Origin of the sequence: Paludibacterium sp. (assembly GCF_019232825.1) — a bacterium.
GTDB lineage: Bacteria > Pseudomonadota > Gammaproteobacteria > Burkholderiales > Chromobacteriaceae > Paludibacterium.
This window is the reverse complement of sequence record NZ_JAFAND010000087.1, coordinates 1-19,749: the sequence shown is the minus strand read 5'-3', so window position 1 is coordinate 19,749 and position 19,749 is coordinate 1. Positions and strand designations below refer to the sequence as shown.

The 19,749-nt window shown below is 66.7% G+C and carries 13 protein-coding genes; 5 read left to right on the top strand and 8 right to left on the bottom strand.

The features are described from left to right. The first annotated feature begins 16 nt into the window (after positions 1-16). The 5 genes from JOZ06_RS10840 to JOZ06_RS10820 are packed head-to-tail and all read left to right on the top strand — an operon-like array spanning position 17 to position 5,928. The gene (locus JOZ06_RS10840; RefSeq protein ID WP_293232273.1) at positions 17-2,218 is read left to right on the top strand and encodes a TonB-dependent hemoglobin/transferrin/lactoferrin family receptor; all 2,202 of its coding nucleotides are present in this window, start codon (positions 17-19) and stop codon (positions 2,216-2,218) included. A 10-nt stretch (positions 2,219-2,228) separates the two neighbouring features. Further along, complete coding sequence (locus JOZ06_RS10835) at positions 2,229-3,296, top strand: ChuX/HutX family heme-like substrate-binding protein (protein ID WP_293232272.1); 1,068 nt, start codon at positions 2,229-2,231, stop codon at positions 3,294-3,296. After that, entirely contained in the window at positions 3,284-4,159 is an 876-nt protein-coding gene (locus tag JOZ06_RS10830; RefSeq protein WP_293232271.1) for an ABC transporter substrate-binding protein, read from the top strand. Before JOZ06_RS10835 ends, JOZ06_RS10830 begins: the two co-directional genes overlap by 13 nt. After that, a complete protein-coding gene (locus JOZ06_RS10825) occupies positions 4,156-5,160 on the top strand; it encodes an iron ABC transporter permease (RefSeq protein WP_293232270.1) in 1,005 nt (334 codons plus the stop codon). Before JOZ06_RS10830 ends, JOZ06_RS10825 begins: the two co-directional genes overlap by 4 nt. Before the next feature lie 3 nt (positions 5,161-5,163). After that, positions 5,164-5,928, top strand: a complete 765-nt coding sequence (locus JOZ06_RS10820) for an ATP-binding cassette domain-containing protein (protein ID WP_293232269.1) — start codon at positions 5,164-5,166, stop codon at positions 5,926-5,928. Positions 5,929-6,067: 139 nt separating this feature from the next. On the opposite strand, the gene JOZ06_RS10815 is transcribed toward JOZ06_RS10820, so the two are convergent. The 8 genes from JOZ06_RS10815 to JOZ06_RS10780 all read right to left on the bottom strand — a co-directional run. Beyond that, positions 6,068-7,735, bottom strand: coding sequence for a hypothetical protein (locus tag JOZ06_RS10815; RefSeq protein WP_293232268.1), 1,668 nt, complete (start codon positions 7,733-7,735; stop codon positions 6,068-6,070). 112 nt (positions 7,736-7,847) lie between these two features. Further along, positions 7,848-9,218, bottom strand: coding sequence for an exopolysaccharide Pel transporter PelG (pelG, locus tag JOZ06_RS10810; protein WP_293232267.1), 1,371 nt, complete (start codon positions 9,216-9,218; stop codon positions 7,848-7,850). Further along, the gene (gene pelF, locus JOZ06_RS10805; protein WP_293232266.1) at positions 9,218-10,765 is read right to left on the bottom strand and encodes a GT4 family glycosyltransferase PelF; all 1,548 of its coding nucleotides are present in this window, start codon (positions 10,763-10,765) and stop codon (positions 9,218-9,220) included. Before pelF ends, pelG begins: the two co-directional genes overlap by 1 nt. Beyond that, entirely contained in the window at positions 10,762-11,796 is a 1,035-nt protein-coding gene (locus tag JOZ06_RS10800; protein ID WP_293232265.1) for a hypothetical protein, read from the bottom strand. The genes pelF and JOZ06_RS10800 overlap by 4 nt, the downstream gene beginning before the upstream one ends. After that, a complete protein-coding gene (locus tag JOZ06_RS10795; protein WP_293232264.1) occupies positions 11,789-13,213 on the bottom strand; it encodes a PelD GGDEF domain-containing protein in 1,425 nt (474 codons plus the stop codon). Before JOZ06_RS10795 ends, JOZ06_RS10800 begins: the two co-directional genes overlap by 8 nt. 15 nt (positions 13,214-13,228) lie before the next feature. Next, positions 13,229-13,771: a hypothetical protein gene (locus JOZ06_RS10790; protein WP_293232263.1), complete on the bottom strand. Its 543-nt coding sequence runs from the start codon at positions 13,769-13,771 to the stop codon at positions 13,229-13,231. A 9-nt stretch (positions 13,772-13,780) separates the two neighbouring features. Next, entirely contained in the window at positions 13,781-17,515 is a 3,735-nt protein-coding gene (locus JOZ06_RS10785; RefSeq protein ID WP_293232262.1) for a tetratricopeptide repeat protein, read from the bottom strand. Between the two features lie 13 nt (positions 17,516-17,528). Further along, positions 17,529-19,749 (bottom strand): polysaccharide deacetylase family protein (locus JOZ06_RS10780; protein ID WP_293232260.1); only part of this gene is annotated, 2,221 nt, incomplete at its 5' end.

Sequence of the window (19,749 nt, the reverse complement as noted above, 5' to 3'; positions counted from 1 at the left end):
GACAACAGAGATAACCATGCCCTTCCCGCACCCTCGCTCTCGACGCACCGTGTTCGCCATGAGCCTGTTCGTCGGTTTAGCCCCCACGGCCTTCGCCGAAGACGGTTCGCCGCCGGATACACACGCCATGCTGGAGGAGATCACCGTCAGCGCCACCCGCACCGAGCGCCGGCTCGACAACGTGCCGGCCACCGTCACCGTCATCACGCAGCAGGACGCCGAAGCGCGCGGCGCGCGCGACATCAAGGATCTCTTCGCCGACGAGCTGGACGTGACGGTGCCGCTCGGGCCGAACCGTTATAGCATCGGCGGCAACAGCACCGCCCGCGCGGGCAACGAAAGCATCAATATCCGCGGTCTGGAAGGCAATCAGGTGCTGATGATGGTCGACGGCATCCGCGTGCCCGCCAGCTTCGCCTTCGGCGCCTTCGCCACCGGCCGAGGCGATTATCTGGACATCAGCGGGTTCAGGAAAGCCGAGGTGCTGCGCGGCCCCGCCTCGACGCAATACGGCAGCGATGGCTTAAGCGGCGCGGTGTTCTTCCACACCATCGAACCGCGGGATTTGCTGCAGGACGGGCAAACGGCGGGCGGGTTCGTCAACAGCGGCTACAGCAGCATCGACCGCTCGTGGACCAACGCCGCCGGGGTGGCGGCGCAAGGCGACGGCTGGGGTTCGCTGCTGCAGGTCAGCTATAGCGCCGGCCACGAACTCGGCAACCAAGGCGGCAATACCGCCCAGGACGCCACACGCACCGCGCCCAACCCGGCCGACACCGGCATGAGCAACGTACTGGGCAAACTGCAGCGCCAACTGGACGCGTTCAACCAGTTGGGTCTGACGGTGGAGTCGTTCCGCCACCGGCAACAGACCGAAGTCTATTCCGCGCGCGCCGTGCCGCCCTATAGCGCCACCAGCACGGTCGATTTGCAGACAGACGACCGCGTCGAACGTGATCGCGTGTCGCTCAAGCACCAATTCAACGCCCCGGGCAACGCCTGGATGCAACAACTCGACACGCAGATCTACTGGCAGCGCGCCAAGGTGGCGCAGCTCACCGCGGAAGACCGTTACAGCGCGGCCGACCGCACACGCGACAACGCCTATATCAGCAACACGTTCGGCCTGAGCAGCATCGGCCAGAGCACCTTGACCGGCGCGGCCAAGCAACGGTTGAGCTACGGTCTCGACTGGAGCCAGTCGCAGGTGGAAAGCCCGCTCAACGGCACCGTCCCGCCCATGGGCACCACCTATCCGTCCAAGGCCTTCCCCGACACCGCCTACACCCAGGGCGGCGCCTTCTTGCAGGACGAAATCGAACTGGGCGCCGTAAGCCTGGTGCCGGGTCTGCGTTTTGACCAATACCGGCTCGCCCCGTCCGCCGCCGGCTACAGCGGCAGCATCGTCACGCTGTCCGACCAGGCCTGGTCGCCCCGCTTCGGCGCAGTGTGGCGCCTGTTGCCGCAACTGGCGCCTTACGCGCAATGGTCGCGCGGCTTCCGCGCCCCGACGCCGGATCAGGTCAACAGCAACTTCAGCAACCCGGTCTTCGGCTATACCAGCATCGGCAATCCCAATCTCAAGGCCGAGCGCGCCAATAGCGTCGAGGTCGGTCTACGCGGCAAACTCGACCGCCTGCGCTATTCGCTGGCGTACTACGACAACCGCTACGACAGCCTGATTTCGCAGCAAATCGTCAGTGGCGCCGGCACACCGAGCAATCCTTCCGTCTTCCAGTACGTCAACCTGAACGATGCCCGCATCCGCGGCTGGGAAGCGCGCGCCGAATGGTTCATCGACGAGCGCTGGCGGCTGAAAGCCGGCGTGGCGGCAGCCCGCGGCGACAGCAACGCCAATGGCGTATCGCAACCGCTCAATACCATCGAGCCGCTCAAAGCGCTGTTGACACTGGCCTACGACGCCGAGCGCTGGGGCGGCAACGCCACCGTGCAGCACGCCAACGGCAAGTCGAGCAGCGACATCGCCCCACCGGCCAATGGCAGCCAGTTCGCCCCGCCGGCCTGGACCACCATGGATCTGGGCGCGTTTTGGAAACCGGTCAAGGCGCTGACGATCAACGCCGGCATCAACAACGTCTTCAACCGCAAATACTGGCGCTGGTCGGACGTGCGCGGCCTGGCCAGCAACGGCCTCTATGCCGACGCCTGGACCGCTCCGGGGCGCAGCGCCTACCTCGCCGCCCGCTATCACTTCTAAAGGAACCGCCATGGACTACGCCATTCTCCGACAGCACGTTGCCCAGGCGCGCCGGCAACACGGCGCCCGGCAACGCGACGTCGCGACCGAGTTGGGACTCAGCGAAGGCGAACTCGTCGCCGCGCACGTCGGCGCCGCCGCGCCGGCGGCGCTGCACGCCACCGTACTGCACGCCGATTGGCCGGCGCTCTTCGCCAAACTCGCCATGCTCGGCAACGTACTGGCCTTGACCCGCAACGACGACTGCGTGCACGAAAAACTCGGCGTCTACCGGCCGTTCAGCCATGACGGCGCCACCGGTCTGGTGTTGGGCGAGGCCATCGACCTACGGCTATTCTTCACCGCCTGGGCCCACGGCTATGCCGTGGAAGACACCGGCTGCGGCGCGCCACAGCAGAGCCTACAGTTCTACGACCGGTATGGTGACGCCGTGCACAAGATTTTCCGCCGGACCAGCACCGATGCCGCCGGCTGGAACGATCTGGTTGCCCGTTTCACGCACGCAAGCCAAGCGCCGGGCTTGGCGCCGCAGCGGCGCCCGCTCGCCGAAGCGGAACGCCCCGACGCGCAAGTCGACGTTGCCGGGCTCTGCCACGCGTGGGCCTCATTGCGCGACACGCACGATTTTTTCGCGCTGCTCAAGCGGTTCGGCGTCTCGCGCCGTCAAGCGCTGCGGCTGGCGGAACCGCGTTTCGCCAGCGCGCTGGCACCGAACGCCATCACGCTGCTGTTGTCGGAAGCCGCCCGGCGCGGCGTACCGATCATGGTATTCACCGGCAACCCGGGCACGATTCAGATTCACAGCGGCCCGGTGAAACGGGTGTTCGTGCAAGGGGCATGGATCAACGTCATGGACGAGGGCTTCAACTTGCATCTGCGCCAGGACCGCGTCACCGACGCATGGCTCGTGCGCAAACCCACCCGCGATGGCCTGGTGTCGTCGCTGGAGTTGTTCAACGCCGAGGGCAAGACCGTCGCCATGCTGTTCGGCGTGCGCAAACCCGGCGTCCGCGAGCGGGAAGATTGGCGCGCGCTGCTTGCCTGGCTGCAGGAAGAGGCCGAACCATGCCAAGCTTGACACCATTGCGGCGCACGCTGCTCAAGAGCATGGCGGCGTTCGGCGTGGGGCTCTGCGTCCCACGAGCCGGCGCCGCCGGCGCGCCCCGCCTGATTTGCGTCGGCGGCGCGCTCACCGAGATCGTCTACGCGCTGGGCGGTGAACGCCTATTGGTCGGCGTCGACACCACCTCGCGCTATCCCGCCGCCGCTCAGAAGCTGCCCAGCGTCGGCTACGCGCGCACGCTGTCGGCCGAAGGCCTGTTGTCGCTCGCGCCCACCGCGGTGCTGGCGAGCGAGGACGCCGGGCCGCCGGCCGTGCTGCGCACAGTCGCCGCCGCCGGCGTGCCGGTGCACGTGCTCGCGGCCAATCATCGCTACGAGGGCCTGCTCTCGCGCGTGGCGCAGGTCGGGCGGCTGACCGGTCTCGACGCGCCGGCGGCGCGGCTCGCGGCCACGCTCAGCCGCGATTGGCAAGCGCTGCAGGCACGCCTGGCGCAAACACCGCCGCCGCCGCGCGTCCTGTTCATTCTCGCCACCACGCCGGGGCAGTGGCTGGTCGCCGGCGGCGACACCGCCGCCGACGCGATGCTGCGCTATGCCGGCGCGGTCAACGCGCTCTCTGGGTTTAACGGCTACAAGCCCTTGTCGGCCGAAGCCGTCGTGGCCGCCCGGCCCGACGCGCTGCTACTGACCGATCAGGGGCTCGCCGCAGCCGGCGGCATCGACGGCATCCTGCACCTACCGGGCGTAGCGCAGACACCCGCGGGTAAAAAGCGCCGGGTACTGGCACAAGACGCCTTGCAACTGCTTGGCTTCGGACCGAGGCTGCCGCAGGCGGTGGCGCAACTGGCCGAACGTCTGCGCGCGGAGCCGCCGGCATGAGCGCGCGCCACCATGCGCTGGCGCTCGGCGCGACCACCCTGATCCTGGTGCTCTTGTGCGCGCAGTATGGCGCCGTCGCCATCCGATGGCGCGACTGGCTCGCGCCGTTTAACGGCCCGTTGACCGGCAGCGGCTGGGTGCTGTGGCAATTGCGCCTGCCGCGCCTGGCCTTCGCGCTATTGGTCGGCGCGGCGCTGGGGCTCGCCGGCTCGTTGACGCAGGGACTGTTCCGCAACCCGCTGGCGGACCCCGGTCTCTTGGGCGTCACCAGCGGCGCCGCCTGCGCCGCGGCATTGTGCATCGTACTCGCGGCGGAGCTCGCGCTGCCGCCCGGCCCGCGCCTGTTGTTGCTGCCGGTGGCGGCGTTCGCCGGCGCGCTCGGCGTGTGCCTGGGGCTTGAGCGGCTAGCGCGCTGGCTGGCGCCGGGTTCGCTCGCCGGTCTATTGCTCTGCGGCATCGCGCTGAACGCCCTCGCCGGCGCGGTGGTCGGGCTATGCACCTACCTGGCCGACGATGAGCAGCTGCGCAGCCTGTCGTTCTGGACGCTCGGCTCGCTCGCCGCCGCCAATTGGACGCTGACGGGGCTGATGGCGCTGATCATCGTCCCCTGCCTCTGGCGTCTGACCCGCCTCAATGGCCAGCTCAATGCGCTGGCGCTGGGCGAGGCGGTGGCCGGCCACCTCGGCGTGTCGGTCGCCCGGCTGCGCGGCGCCGTGGTGCTGCGCGTGGCGCTATTGGCCGGCATCGCCGTGGCCTGGTGCGGCATGATCGGCTTCATCGGGCTGATCGCGCCGCACATCGCCCGCCGGCTTGCCGGCGCAGATCAACGCCAGAGCGCCAGGCTCGCCATGCTGATCGGCGCGCTATTGCTGCTGTTGGCCGACACGCTGGCACGCTCGCTGGCGGCTCCCGCGGACATGCCGGTCGGCTTGTTCAGCGCGTTATTGGGGGTGCCGTTCTTTCTATCGCTGCTCCACGCGCACGCGGCCCAACGGAACTGAACCATGGATATTCTGCTGCAACTGCAACACTGCCGGCTGGCCAGGCCCGGACAGGAGATCGGCCCCTTCAGCCTGGCGATCGGCCCAGGCGAACGCGTGGCGATCCTCGGCCCCAGCGGCGCCGGCAAATCCAGCCTGCTGCGGCTGATGGCGGGGGAATTCGACTTGCCGGCAGACAGTGTGCGTCTGGACGGCCGCTGTCTATCGCGCTGGACGCCCGCCGCCCTGAGCCGGCGCCGCGGCGTGCTGCCGCAGTCGCATCAGGTGGCGTTCGGTCTGCGCGCCGATCTGGTCATCGCGCTGGGCCGCCTGGGCGACGACGCGTCATCCGCCGATGCCGTCGTCACCGCCGCCGCGCGCCAGGCGGCCTGCGAGCATCTGCTCGCGCGGCGCATCGACACGCTATCCGGCGGCGAGGCGGCGCGAGTGCACTTGGCGCGGGTATTCGCCCAGCTATGGGATACGGCCCCCGGCTTGATCCTGGTCGACGAGCCGCTCTCGGCGCTCGACCCGGGGCTGCAACACCGCCTGTCGCGTCAACTCGACGGCTTCGCGCGCGAACGCGGCCACGCGGTGGTGGCCGTGTTGCACGACATCAACCACGCGATGCGCTATTTCGATCGGTTATTGCTGCTCAAAGAGGGCCGGCTGGCCGGCGATTTGCCGGCCGCGGCGCTACAAGCGGAGATGCTGCGGAAGTTGTACGGACTGCCGTTTGCGCAAGCCCACGCCAGCGACGGACGCGTGGCGTGGCTGCCGGCGGCCTGACGCCGCCGAAGACATGCGCACAAGTCTTGTAGCATGCATTCGCCGCAGGCAATGCACGGCTTGTGTGGGCTCTGGGGCCGTGCGTTGCTTTGCGAACGCACACTACCCAAGTGCGAAATGTGGCTTGCTAGCGGTTCTACTACAGCAGCCGGTACAAATAGAAACGCTCTTCGTCGTCGCCGGGGCGCTGCGTGGTCAGCACCAGCGTGCTCGGCGGCAACGGCGGCAGCTGGTCGTGCAAGGTCTGCACCAGCAGCCAGCGGCATTGGTGCGCCGCGGGTTGCGTCTCCAGCCTGAGCGTGCGGAAATCGGCGTAATACTCCAACAACGCGCGCTGCGGCTCGCCCAGGCCCAGGCTCGCCACGCAGCCGCCCGCGGCGCGAATGACCTGCAGGCGCGGCGCCAGTGGGCTAAAGGTCGCTTGATAGCTCTTGGTGTAATCCAACGCCGGCAGCCACAACGTCGCCAACACGCCCCACGTCAACGTCAGACTCAAACTCCAGCGCCAGACAAAGCCTTGGGCGGACGGCGCCGGGATACGGCGCCATAGCAGGGCAACCACCAGTAGGATCACCCCAAAGGCCAACCAAGTGATCGGGTGCCAGGCCAGCGGGCCTTCGCCCAGGTGGCGCCGCTGCAGCCAGTGCAACAGGCCTGCCGGATGGCCGCTGGACAAAGCGACCGCCGCGGTGACCAGCAACACCAGTTTCAGCAGGCACAGCCCCGTGGCGAAGCCCGACGCCCAACGCCAGCCGCCGCCGCTGCCGGCGGGCAGCGCGCCGACCGCCAGCAACACAATCGGCGCCAGCAGCGGCATCGTGTACAGCTCGCGCGCGTCGGCCGACGCGCTCAGCACCGCGAAGGTCACCAGCAACAACATCGCCGGCGCGCGCAACGTGTCGGCGGTGGCGGACAGGCGGCCGCGCCAGGCGAGCCAAGCTGCCCACAGCGCCAACGGCCAGGCCGGGAAGCCATACCATGGCAGCGTGCGGAAATAAAACAACCGCTGCGCGTGCGGGCCAAGATGCGACTTGCCGCTGAAGCGGCCGAAGTTGTTGGCGCTAAGCCACGTCCAAAACAGCGCCGGGTCGTGACGATACAGGCTCAGCGCCCACCAGAGCGGTAGCGGCACACCGACGATCAGCGCCAAGAACAAGGTTTTGAGATAAGCCCGGTTGCGATAATCCCGCAGCGCCAAAAGCCCCACCGCACTCACCCCAAGACAGCCAGGCCCGAGCAGCCCTTTGCTGAGGAAGGCCACCGCGCCGCCGGCGCCCAGCAATATCCCGCCGAGTCCCGGGCGCTGCCGCGCCATGCACAGCCCCGCCATCCCCCAGCTGAAACCGGCGAACAACGCGGTATCGGTAATCATCTGATGGGCGCGCAGCGGCAAGCCCACACACCCCAGCAGCAGAATGACGGCCCAGCGGCCGGCAAACGCGCCAAACAGGCTCCGCGCCGCTAACGCCAGGCCGCCGAAAGCGACGGCCATCCAAAGGCCGGCAGCCAGGCGCGCGGCGTCGGCCGGGTTGAGCCAAGCACTGAACGCCTGCATCAGCAGGCTCGCGCTGATGAAGAACAGCGGCGGTTTTTCCAGGAACGGCTCGCCGGCCAGCGTCGGCACCACCCAATCGCCGGTCGCAGCGATATGGCGCACCAAGCCGAAGGTATAGGCCTCGTCCGGCTTCCACGGCTCATGACCGATCAGGCCCGGCAACAGCCAGACAAGACAGAGAATCAGGAACAGCGCCAGAGGCACGGCGGGGAAATCATTGGACGACGAGGTCGGGGTAAAACTGTTTCGCATTTTTTCCGTTGGAGGCTATCCGTAAGGGTGGTTCTGGCTCAGCGCATCGCGCGACTATATACAAAAAACACACAGCTAGCCACACGAAGCGCTTAACGAAAGCCAACAGACACTACTGCAGCATATAGGTTTCGTATTCCAGCCGGTCGAGCTTGTAATCCAGCAAGGCGAGCCCGATCACCACCGAGATCAGCATGGCGCCGGCGAAGCCATAGCCATACCAGGCGGGGTTCAGCTCCAGGGTCACGGCGGTCAAGACGACATTCAACAGCAAAAAGCCGCCGGTCGCCGCCAGCACCACCCGGCGCTTGTCGAGATAGAAAAAGACGTTGATCACGCCGAGCAACACGACCTGCAGACTGGCGGCGATCACGTCCACCTGCAACAGCGGCAAATACAGCACCGAGATGCCGAGCCAGCGCAGCAGTTGGGCGCCGCTGGCGAACAGCAGAATGGCGGCGATCGATTGCACCTTGGCGATTTCGTACAAGCCGGTGCGCAGCGCATCGACCATGCCGTTGCGCACGTTCTCGATGTGTTGCAGCGAGGCGCCCTCGCGCACGGCGCTGTAAAAGGCGTCGTAATACTCGACGAAATCGGTTTCGATGCGCATCAGGAACACCGCCATGCCGGGAATGATCGCCAAGTAGGCCAGGAACACCGGCATGTCGTAGATCAGCGAGGCGCGCAGCGGACCGATCACCTGCTGCCCCGTGGCGGGCGCGTACCAGAACATCAGCTTGTCGATCCAGATGCCCAGGTTATAGAGCAGGCCGATGCCCATCAGCGCGGGGTGACGGCCGCCGCGTTGAAAGAGCTCGAACGAAATGAAATGGCGGCCGGGAAAGGCGCGGTAAATCAGCAGCACCAAACCAAACAGCAGCACCGCCTGACCGAGCACGAATCCGGCCAGCAACCCCTCAAGCCCATGCGTATTGAGCGCCAGCGACGCCACCACCGTGGTGCCGTAGCCCACCAGGAACACCAGCAGGATGTGCATATAGCGTTTCAGGCCGGACAGAAAGATCGCCGAGATCCAGATATTGGCCAGAATCACAAAGCCGCTCAGCATGAACAAGCGGTAAACGCCGGACTGCCCCGGGAACAGCCACAGCACGGTCGGCACGCCGAAGAGAAGCGCCACGCCATTGGTGATCAGCACGACACCATGGAAATTGGACAACACCAGATCCTCGCGCTCTTCGTACAACCTGTCGGCGGTGAAGCGGGTGAAAGCCAGTTGAAACGGGCCGGTCAGGATCAAACTCGCGGCGATCAAGTACGTGACCGAGACCTGGAACCGGGCGATCAGAACCGTCGGCACCACAAAGGGCAGGCTCAACACGCCGATGAGCAGAATGCCCACGATGGACAACATCCACGGTCCGGCACTGATCAGCCCGGCGTAGGCATAAGCCTGCATCAACCCCGCGAGCGAATTGCGCCGCAACATCCGCCGCAATTCGAATCCGATACCGGCCATCAGCCCCCCTCCCCGCCGCGCGCGAGCAGCTTGTCGTACAGCCCGCGGTACGCATCGACCATCATCGTTTGGGTGTAATAGCGCTCGACCCGGGCAATCCCGGCGCGCTGCGCGGCATGCCAGCGCTCCGGGCTTTGCAACAGCGACAGCACCGCCTGGGCCAGGGCCCCGGGATTGGCGATCGGCACCACCTCGCCGGCAGCGCCAAGCTTGGCATCGTCGCCCGGGGCCCCTTCGATCAACTCGCGGCAGGCGCCGACGTCGGTGGTGACCGACGGCACGCCGGCAGCGAAGCCCTCCAGCACCACCAGCGGCAGCGCCTCGGAGATCGAACTCAAGACCACGAGACCGATTTGCGGCAGCAAATGTTCGACGTTTTGCATCCCCAGGAACTTGACCTTGTCAGACAGCCCCAGGCTCGCCACCAAGCGGCGGCATTCGTTGGCGTAATCCTCATCCTCGTCGTCGGGGCCGGCGATCCAAGCCTCGGCCTCCGGCATCGCGTCGAGCAGCGTCAGCATGGCGCGGATGAAGGTCTTGACGTCCTTGATCGGCACCACGCGTCCGATCAGGCACAACACCGGCGGCACCGCCGCCGGCCGGGCGGCGCGCAGCCGGGCGAAGCGCTCCAGCTGAATGCCGTTGGGAATGGTGCAGGTCTTCGCCTGCGGCGCGCCGTCGCCGATCTGACGCTGACGATTACCCTCATACAACGCCACGATATCGTCGGCGGCGTCATAGCACATTTGTCCCAACGCCATGAAAAACCGCATCCACAGGTCGCGGAAATAGCCGATCTGCGCGGCATCGCGTTCGAACACGCTGCGGTTGTCGCGAATCCACTGGCTCTGGAACAAATCGATCTTGCGCTCCTTGGTGTAGATGCCGTGCTCTGACACCAACAGCGGCTGTCCGCGCCGCTCATGCAGCATCGCGCCCAATAGACCGGCATAACCGGTCGACACCGTATGGTAGATCCTGGTCGGAATCAGCCCTTCGGCCACCGCCGCCAGCTTCCAGATCGACATGTGCATGATGCGCACGGTCCAGAAATAATCGGTGAATGACGGGTCGGTGCAGAAGGTACGGTAATTGTCGGTCAAAAATTGCCAGGCCTTGTCCGAATGGGCGAACACATCGGCCGACAGCTTGCCGCCCGGTTGCATGAGCGGCATAACCTGACGCAGCACGCTGCTGGCGTGGTGCTTGCCTTGCGGGCTCTTCAGCTTGCCGTGCAACTCGGCCACGAGCTCGAACGCCGCGGCATCGCCGCGCACGCTCGGCTTATGCGGGCGCTGGGCCGCGTCGGCGCCGAAATCGAACAGATAGTGGCATTCCATATGGACCACGTTGTCCGGCAAAGCGTAGGCCATGTCGCCGTAACTATCCGGCGAGCTGCCGATGAACACGATGGCGAAGCGCAGATCGGGGAAAGCGCGGATCATTTGATTGATCCAACTGGAAACCCCGCCGCGCACGTAGGGGAAGGTTCCCTCCAACAACAGGGCCACGTCGGCGCGTTCCGCCTGTCGCACCACCACGCTCATCGCGGGTCCCTCCAATAGCGGATCACCGGCTGCAGAATCGGCACGGCTCCGGCGACCGACTGTTCGGCCAAAAGCGCTTTGACTTGTTGATAGTCGCGGTCGAGATAGGCCACTTCGGCCAGATAGGGCAGCAGACGCCGGCGGTCGAAACCGTGCAGCATCGCCTGATCCAGCATCGCCACCGCTTGCGTGGTATCGCCGCGGTCGAGCGCCAAGCGCCCGCGCAGCCGCCACAGCGCGGCATCGCCCGGCATCATCTTGAGCGCCTCGGCGGCGTAACGGTCCGCCTCGCGCGCGGCGTGCCGGTACACGTCGCCCTGTACCAGATAGGAATACACCAACTCGTGATACAAGAGCGCCAGCGCCTTATTGGCCTGGTAGCGCTCCGCCTTGCTCAGCGTCAACTGCAGCCGCGGCAGCTGTTCGAGGATTTTCTGCGTCAGGCCCTTCTCCTGCCGGTCGAGCATCCAGAAGGCCAGCAAGCGGATGTCCTCGAATTGGTCGTCGAGCATGGTGCGCAATAGCGGCGACACCGTGCGCATCGGCATGGCCTGCATGGCCATCAACGCGTTCATGCGAAACGACGTGGCCGCAACCCCGCTTTGCAGCACCGACTTCAGGTGCGCGCCGCGGCCGAAAGTCGCCGTGGCCTGCTGCGCCAAAAACTGCGGCACTTGCGTGAGCTTGATCGGCAAATCCGGCGGCTCTTGCGGCAACATCGCCGCCAGCGCCAACGCGCCGCAGGTCAGCAATAGCCCACCGATCGGCACGGTGAACAGATAACTCCACAGAAACAGCGCGGTCAGGCGCGGACGATGTTTAAAGCGGCGCGGCAGCAAGGTCATCGCCGCCGGCGTGGCCAACAACGCGGCCAAGGCCTGCAAGCACAGCATCAGGATCATCCAGCCCGCCGACGCGGCGTCTGGCGGCGCGGTCAATAGGCGCAGCAACACGTAGCCTTGCAGCAGCACGCTCGGCAACAGCCGCGGCAAGGCCTTGAGCACCCGTTGGCCGACCAGCACGTTAGACATGGATCTGGCACCGGCGGAAGAAAGCGGCCAGGCCTTGCGCCGGCGACTCGGTCGGCAACGGCATGGTGTTGACCGACACGTGGCCGCTCTCGAAGTCGATGCCGAATTGCGCGCGCATGCTCTCCTCGATGCGCAACAGGAACCCTTCGACCGCGCTCTCGCCCGACAAGGGCATCAACACCAGAATGGCGTCGCGATCCGCGCCGGGAATCACCCACTGCACGTCCAGCGAGCGCCGGCTCATCTGCACATGGTCAAACAGCGTCCGGCCGGCATCGTCCTTGGCGAAAGTCAGCGCCACCAGCGACGAGGCGACGCCCGCGGAGCCGTACAAATGCACCAGCCGCGCGAAGTCGAGGGCGAAGTCATGCGGGCAGCTCGGGTACACCGACAACAGCAGGCCAGAGACGGCGCCGTGGCGCACGCCGTCGGCATAATAGCCGCACAACACCAGCATCAGCTGTAGGTTCTCCTCGGTCAGCGCCATGAACGGCATGTGCCGCACCACCAGCACGCCCAGCATCTCGCCTTGCGCGTCGCAGATCGGCGCGACCGCGATGTAGTCGGTGTGGATGCCGGGCGCGAGCTGCTTACTCTGCACATGGGCCAGCGTGCCGTGCTCCAGCGCGAAGCGCAGCAGGATATCGTCGCGGTCGAGCGCGAAAGGCGCGCCGGCGGCCGCCACCGGCTCGGTTTCGAGCTGGCCTTGGCGATAGGCGTGCAGCTGCGCCCGCTCCAGCTGGCAGGCATGGGCAGTGACTTCTAGAAAGCGACGGGCGTGCGCCTTGAGCGGCGCATCGTCCTGGCCTTGGCTTAACCCCTCGCTTTGGAACGATAGCGCGCGCAGCTGCGACAGCGAGTCGCGCAACGATGCCGGACGCGACAACAGGTCATGCTCCAGCCGCTCGTGCGACAGCCGCAACAGGAAATGGCTCTTGGTCAAAACGCCGAGGCGCTCGTTCAGATAATCGGTCACCGTGCGCATGTGGCGCAGCTTGTTGCCCCAAGTATCGCCGAACTGCCCGCCGATCAACACCAGTGTCATGCCGCCGAGGAAGAACGGCAACGGAAAGCGCGCGTCGGCCGGCGCCTGCAGATAATAGCCGCCCAGCAGCACGAGGCTCGACAACACGCCCTGCACCAGGCCGTAGCGCAACGCGCACACCAGCGGCACGAGCCAAACCCAGCCGAACCCGGCGCCGATCAGCATCGGGTCGGCCGGGTCGGCAAACCTGAGCGCGATCAACACCACCGCGGTCGCCAAGACGGTTTCCAGCATGATCAGCGGAACCGGCCGCTTCTGCAGCCGCTCGGAAGCAATCAACTCGACCCAGCGCGAACCACCTTGTCCGATGGCGCTCCGGCGGCGCTTAAACGCCTTCGCGCGCTGACTGCCTTTGCGTTCTTGTGCTGACAATCCCCATCTCCCGGCTTAGCGATGCGCCGCCGCGTCCGTCAACGGCACGAGCAATTTGCGCTCCAGCGCCGTGGCGATGCCGGCCAACGAATCGTTGCCCCAGCCTTCGCGGTGGCCGCTGGTGCTCCACACCACCTTGCCGCTGTCGACCTCGATCAGTTGCAAGGTCAGCCCCACCACCGGCTCGCCGTCCACCCCCGCCTTGTAGCGCCATTCGACCACCGAACCGGTCAACGCGTACGGCGCGTGTTCCGCGCGGGCCCAGGCCAGCGACTTGGCGCGCGCATCGGCGCTCGCCGGTTCGAACAGGTTCTCCTCGCCGCTCTCGGCGGCATAGCGCTGCACGTTCTCGACGCCGCCGGCGGCGAGCACCGAGGCCGCCAACGCCGCGGCACGCTGCCCCGCCATCGGCGTGTCGGTCAGGTTTTCCAGCGGCAGCACGGCCCAATCGCGTGTCGACAACAACACCGGCGTGGGCGAGGCATCAAGACTCGCGCAGCCCGCGAGCCCCAGCGACAAGCTGAGGATCGACAGCGTTTTGACAACATGGCTTTTCATGATCGACTCCTAGTAAAACCAGCTATAGCGCACTCCGACCTCGGTGACCGGCGCGGCCCCTTGCGCATCCATGTCCGAGTGCTGGTAATAGATCGTCAGACGGTCGCGGCCGAATACCGAGCCCACCAGGCCGACATTGACCATGCCGCCCCACTGGGCGCGCGTGTCGTAGGCCGGCCCCGCCTCCAGGTAAGGACGCAGCGCATGGCTGTAGCCATTGGGCAGCTCGGTGCCGACACTGAACAACAATGCCGTCTGGGTAAAGGTTTGCGGCATGATGGCGGCGGCCGGCAGCGGCGTGCCGTCCGGCACCAGCTGCACCCCGTCCGCCGAGGGCGAGCCATACGCGCTGTATTGTCCGTGCACCGAGGTCAGATGAAGCGTGTAATCCGGATAGCCGATGCGGAATTTATAACCGACATCAATGCTCTCCTGCACGCCCTCGCCCAGGAAGGAACGGTCCTGCAGATAAAACCGGTCGGCCTCCACGCGTCCGCTGGCGAACCAGCGCCGCTGCCGCGCGTTGACGCCGACGCTCGCCAGATTCTTCATCCCGCCCAACAGCAGCTGGCTGGTTTCGTCCGCCTGCTGTTCGCTGCCCAGCGCATAGTTGAAGCTGAACGCGTCGCTCGCCGCGAGCTCGCCGTCGAGCCGAACCGGCGTGATGGCGCGCCAGCTCTGGCGTGCCGCCACGGTCACCATCGCGTTGGCATCGCGGTCGCCCACGCGATAGCCGAGCGCGGCGGTATGGTCGAGACCGGGGGCACCGGGCAGCTGAGTCGGGTCGGTACGCTGGATGCGCTGGTTGAACGACAACGTCAACGCTTGGCGCTGATCCAGCCGCATCCCGGCGCTCAGACCGAATTCATCGTATTTCAGGCCATTTTGACGCACGCCGCGCCAGCTGGACGTCACGGTTTGGTTATCGTCCAGCCAGGCATCGCGCAGCGCCTCGCGCGCATCGTCGCTGTCCGGCTGACGCTCGGCGGCGGCGAACGCTTCGTAGCGCGCCTGATCCGCGCGGCCGGTTTGCGACAACGCCTCGATGCGGCTTTCCGTCGACAGTTGCCCGGGCTTGGCCGCCAGCAGTTGTTCCAGACCCGCGCGGTCGCCATCGGCGCGCGCCAAGGCGAATTGCGTCTGCGCCGGCTGGGCCTGCCAGTTGGCATAGTGCTGCGCGAGCCAAGCACGCGCCAACGCGTCGGCATCGTGCGCTTGCGCCCAGTTGGTCGCGGCGTCGGTCAGCGACGGCGGCATGGCCGCGTTGGCGTACGGGGCAAGCCCGCCGCGCAGGCGCGCCAGACCTTGGTCGCCGCCGGCGAAGGTATTGTCGAGACTCACGAGGTTGGCCAACAGGATATCGCGACGTTCCTGCCGCCCCGCCCGCGCCAGTTGATCCGGCAGCTGATCGCGCCAGACGCGGTAGCGTAATTGCCATGCGGCGCCGGGGCGCCCCGCCTGCTCCAGCGCCTCGGCGTACGACATTTGCCAGAGCGGGTCGCGCTCATGGCCTGCGCGGGCCAGATCAAAATAATGCAGCGCGCGGCGCGGCGCGCCCAACGCCATCCAGGCCTGGGCATACACGTCAAGCAGAACGGAGTCGTTTTCCGCCATGCCGGCGTAACGCGGCAGCAACGCCGACAGCGCCTTGTGCCGCCCCATGACCGTCAAGCCGCTCACCCATGCCGCCACGACGTCGGTCCGCTCCGGCGCGAGCCGTCCCGCATGCGCCCAGTCGGCCAGCGCGCGCGCCGGCATGCCCGTCCATTGCGCGTAATCGGCGCGCGCCAACAGGAAATCGACATTGTTCTCGGCACGCTCGCGCTCGGCCCCGCTCAACCCCGCCAGCAGCGCCTGGGCGCGGCCACGTTCTCCCAAGCGCTGCTGAGCCGACAGCGCGCGCGCCAACAGACTCGGATTGCCATTTTTCCGGTATTGCTGCAGCGCGCTTTGCGCCTCGTCCGCGGGATGATCATCGAGCGTATCGAGCCAGCGCTGCGTGGCGGTGTCGTCCAGATTGCCGCCAGCCTGCAATTGCCGGCTGGCGAGATCCAGGGCGCCGCGATCCTGCATGATGGCGGCCAACGACGCATACATGTGCCAATAGTCGGCGTCGGCCGGCGTGGCGGCCGGCCGCGCCTCCTGCAACAGTGCCATGGCGTCGCTGAATTGGGCGCGGGCAGTGGCCTGTTGCGCCAGCGCCAGCGCATAGGCCGGCTTCGGGCCATCGATGCGCATGAGCGTCCGCCAGGTGTCGATCGCCAGCTGATCGTGCCCGGCGCGCAGCGCCAGATTCGCCAGGCGCGACAACACGGCCGCGCGGTTGGGCCCAGCGCTTCGCGCTTGCAGAAAATCCAGCGCGGTTTCCGGCTGGCCCAACAATTCATAAGCGGCCACGATTTTATCGATCAGGGCCACATCCCCCGGATGCTCACCCAGCCGGTGTTGATAGACCCGCAACTGCGCGCCGGCATCGTTCAACCCTTGGGCCAGGGTTTCGATTTGCCGCCAAAGGCGTTCGTCATGGCTGCCGTCGGCGATCTGCAGGAACTGCGCCAGCGCCGTGGCGGGGTCGCTGTTCCATAGCGCCGCCTGCGCCAGGCGCGGGCGCCAGCGCGTTGGGTCCATGTGGTTGTCGAGCGCCTGCCTGGCGATCTTTTCCGCATCGGCCAGATTGCCGTTGGCCATGAAGACGCGATAAGCCAGATCGAGGTCGGCCGCGTTTTGCCCCCCCGCGGGCAGATCCTGGGTCAGCGCCACCCGTTGCGGCGCGGCGGCAGGCAGATACAGCGCCGGATCGACGATAATCACCTTGCGGCCCGGCGCCGGCGGCGTCGACGCATCCGACCACACCGCGGTGGAGGCCGGCAGTACCCAGGCCATCGGCATGACGCGCGCGGCGCCAGCGGGCGCGCTCGCCGGCGCCGCGCGATCGGCGCTCAAAAGGCGGCGCACATACGTCTGCGCCAGATCGGGACGGCCACCGGCCAGCGCGAGCTGGGTCAGAAAGCGCAAGGTATCCGCGTCGCCGAGCAAACCGTCGCCATGCCGCTCGGCCACCTCAAGCGCCTGTGGCAGCAGGTTGCCCATTTGCAGCACGCGCAGCGCGGCGAGGAACGCCTCGCGGGCCTGTGCCGGCGTAGCGGCATGGGCCTGGGCGGCCAGACAGGCGTCGGCGGCGCCGGCATACTGCCGCTGCTCAAGGCGCAGCGTACAGGCGCCGCGCCACCAGTAAGCGGCACGCGCCGGCTCGCGGCCGGCCAGCTTGACATAAAAGCCATCGGTGATGGCCGCCAAATCGCTTTGACGGGCGGTGCGGGCCAGCGCCTCCAATTGATCGTTGCGCCACGGCAGCGGCAGGGCCTGCGTGAGCAGCCGCGCCAGATCCGCCGTGCGCGCCTGTCTGATCGCCGGTTCGTGGTCGGCGAACAAGGCGGACTGGGCAAGACCGATCTCGATCAACAGCGCGTCCTGCCGGGCCACCGGGTCGCGCGACGCGCGCAAGCGCGCGATCAGCCGCTCGGCGTCGCCGGCGCGCTGGCCTTTCAAGTATTCGCGCGTCAACGTGGCGAGCACGTCGGGATTGTCCGGCTCGACACGCTGCCAGGCTTCCAGATAGGCGATCGCCAACTCGTCGGACTGCGCCGGGCCGAGCAAGCGCGTCTGCAGCGACTGGCGCGGAAACATCAGCGCCAGCAGCAGCACCAGCAAGAGCGCGAGCCCAATGAGCTGGTACGGCGGCATCAACCGTAATCGTTTAGGCGCGGCAGTCGACATCGATGCGAACACTTTGCTCCGTGACGGCCACCGGCACGCCGGCCTGACCCAGACTAAAGAAACGCCCGTCCTCGCGTGTCTCGCCCTCCGCCCCCTTGCCATCGATGCGCACGCGGCAGGTCCGTGCGCCCGCCAAGCTGAAACGCGGCGCGACATACGAAGTGAGCGTGAACGACAAGCGGCCGGGCTCGCGCGTAAACGCCTCGATGCGGCCATTGGCGCTGGCAAGCCACGGCTCCGTCCAGGTATTGGCGCGATCCAGCGGAATCAGGCGAAAGCGCGCCTCGCCCCCCCCCGTCAGATGCACGTACACGCCGTCCGGCCCCGGCAGAAACCCGGCCACGCCCACGGCGTCCGCCAGATCCGGCGCCCACCCGGGCGCAAGGCGCACGGTGCGCAGCCAGCCGGCAGTGCGCACCACCCAATATGCACCGTCGCGCGCCACGCTGGTCGCTTGCGTATCCAACACCTTGCGCGCGTAATCGGAGACGAATACCGGATGGATCGGCTGTTCAGCCACGTTGGCGAGCACCGTGTGCAGCGCCGAAAGCGAGGCTTGCTTGGTGCCGGTGAACATATGGTAGTACACGTCCATCGCCTTGAGCCGGCGTGGGCGCCCGGTCATGTCGAAGGTTTCCAGCACGCGGCGGAAACCGTAATACGGCCCCTGCCACAACGCGGTGTATTCCTCTTCGTTTTGATTGGGGGCGAACACCTGGTAATAACCGTCTTTCTGCACGCCCTGCGGCGCCACCTCGGTTAAGCTCGGGTCACTGCGGGTAATCAGCGTGTCGCCGCCATTCATGTTGAGCACGCCGGCGTCGTACGCGGCTTTGAGCGCCACCGACGGCACTTGGCAATCGCCGCTCCACAGCAACACCTTCACCCGCTTCCCCGGCGGCGCCATCAGCCGGTTGATGCCCGCGACCGAGCCGCCGATCTCGCGCTCCAGATTGAAATGATAGCCGCGCACGTTGATCGACAAGCCATTGGCCGTCGGCACACCGCCGCTGCCCTCGGTATGGTCGTAATCGTTGGTGGAGGTGCCCTGCCCCGTGATCTGCATCCACGGCAAAGGATGGGTATAGGTGTGGCTGGCCATCTCGACGTTGGGCAGGGAAAAAATCCGCCGCGCAACGGCGCGCAGCCGCGGCGCCTCGGCGGCATTCGGCCCTTCGTCGCTGACTTCACCCTCGATCACCGACACCGTGGCCGGTAGACCGTACTGTTTGAGCACGTGGTACAGCGCTTCGCCGGAATAGGTATCCCCGTCGGCATCGCGAAATTCGACTTTCGAGGCGAAGCCGTCGCCATCGATATGCGTCATGAACAAGCGCAGACCGTTTTCCGTGGTCGGGTCCGGCGCGGGCATGTCCGGTAAACGCAGCGCCTCGCGCAGGAACGCGAACGGCTGCACCACCCAGCGCGCCTGATTCAAGTCATCCAGGGAGAACACGGCGAACGGGCGCATGACGTAACCGCCCCAGGGCATGATCGCCGCCGCGTCCATGTGCAGCTCGCCGGCGCGCAGTTGCAGCAGCGATCGCCCGCCGCTGTCCGCGCGAACCTGCACCGGCGTGTAATCGTGCGCGTCCGGCGTCGGCGGCATCTCGAAGCCCATCAATTGCGGATCGGCGTGCACAACGCTTAATCGGCCATCGGCGTCGCCGCTCGCCGCCGCCAGACCAAGCGTCTGGGCAAACTGGCCAGCCATTGGCATGCCGAAAGAGCCAAAGAACGCCACATGCACACCGTCGGCGATCTGACGCGCGACCCATTGACGCAGCCGCTCCGGCTGGCTGACACGGTCATTGAGCCACAACACGACACCGGCGTAGCGGTCGCTGAGCGGCCCTTCGGGCAGCGCATCCCGGTTGACGTTGACATAGTCGAGGCCGTACCCCAGGTAATTGAGCGGCATGGCCAAAAAACGCACGCCGTCCGAGACATTCAAGCTCAATTCCGGCGCGGGGTCTTGCAGTATCAACACACGCCGCGGCATGGGCTCGCGCGCGCCGATGCCGACGCGTTGCAGCCCCGGATCGGTCACGTAGGGAATCAGCCCCTTGTCGCGGATGCGCGCGGCCGTGTCCCGTGCGCACTGCCGGTCGGCATCGGGACAGTAATCGATGGCAATCACCGGCAAACGGTAGTCGTCGATGACGGGCTTAAGCTGCGCCATCAGCCAATCGCGGTCGTTT

What these genes read in the sequence shown, in the direction of transcription:
- JOZ06_RS10840 (WP_293232273.1), top strand. Translation starts at nt 17, where the DNA reads ATGCCCTTCCCGCACCCTCGCTCTCGACGCACCGTGTTCGCCATGAGC.
- JOZ06_RS10835 (WP_293232272.1), top strand. Translation starts at nt 2,229, where the DNA reads ATGGACTACGCCATTCTCCGACAGCACGTTGCCCAGGCGCGCCGGCAA.
- JOZ06_RS10830 (WP_293232271.1), top strand. Translation starts at nt 3,284, where the DNA reads ATGCCAAGCTTGACACCATTGCGGCGCACGCTGCTCAAGAGCATGGCG.
- JOZ06_RS10825 (WP_293232270.1), top strand. Translation starts at nt 4,156, where the DNA reads ATGAGCGCGCGCCACCATGCGCTGGCGCTCGGCGCGACCACCCTGATC.
- JOZ06_RS10820 (WP_293232269.1), top strand. Translation starts at nt 5,164, where the DNA reads ATGGATATTCTGCTGCAACTGCAACACTGCCGGCTGGCCAGGCCCGGA.
- JOZ06_RS10815 (WP_293232268.1), bottom strand. Translation starts at nt 7,735, where the DNA reads ATGCGAAACAGTTTTACCCCGACCTCGTCGTCCAATGATTTCCCCGCC.
- pelG (WP_293232267.1), bottom strand. Translation starts at nt 9,218, where the DNA reads ATGGCCGGTATCGGATTCGAATTGCGGCGGATGTTGCGGCGCAATTCG.
- pelF (WP_293232266.1), bottom strand. Translation starts at nt 10,765, where the DNA reads ATGAGCGTGGTGGTGCGACAGGCGGAACGCGCCGACGTGGCCCTGTTG.
- JOZ06_RS10800 (WP_293232265.1), bottom strand. Translation starts at nt 11,796, where the DNA reads ATGTCTAACGTGCTGGTCGGCCAACGGGTGCTCAAGGCCTTGCCGCGG.
- JOZ06_RS10790 (WP_293232263.1), bottom strand. Translation starts at nt 13,771, where the DNA reads ATGAAAAGCCATGTTGTCAAAACGCTGTCGATCCTCAGCTTGTCGCTG.
- JOZ06_RS10785 (WP_293232262.1), bottom strand. Translation starts at nt 17,515, where the DNA reads ATGCCGCCGTACCAGCTCATTGGGCTCGCGCTCTTGCTGGTGCTGCTG.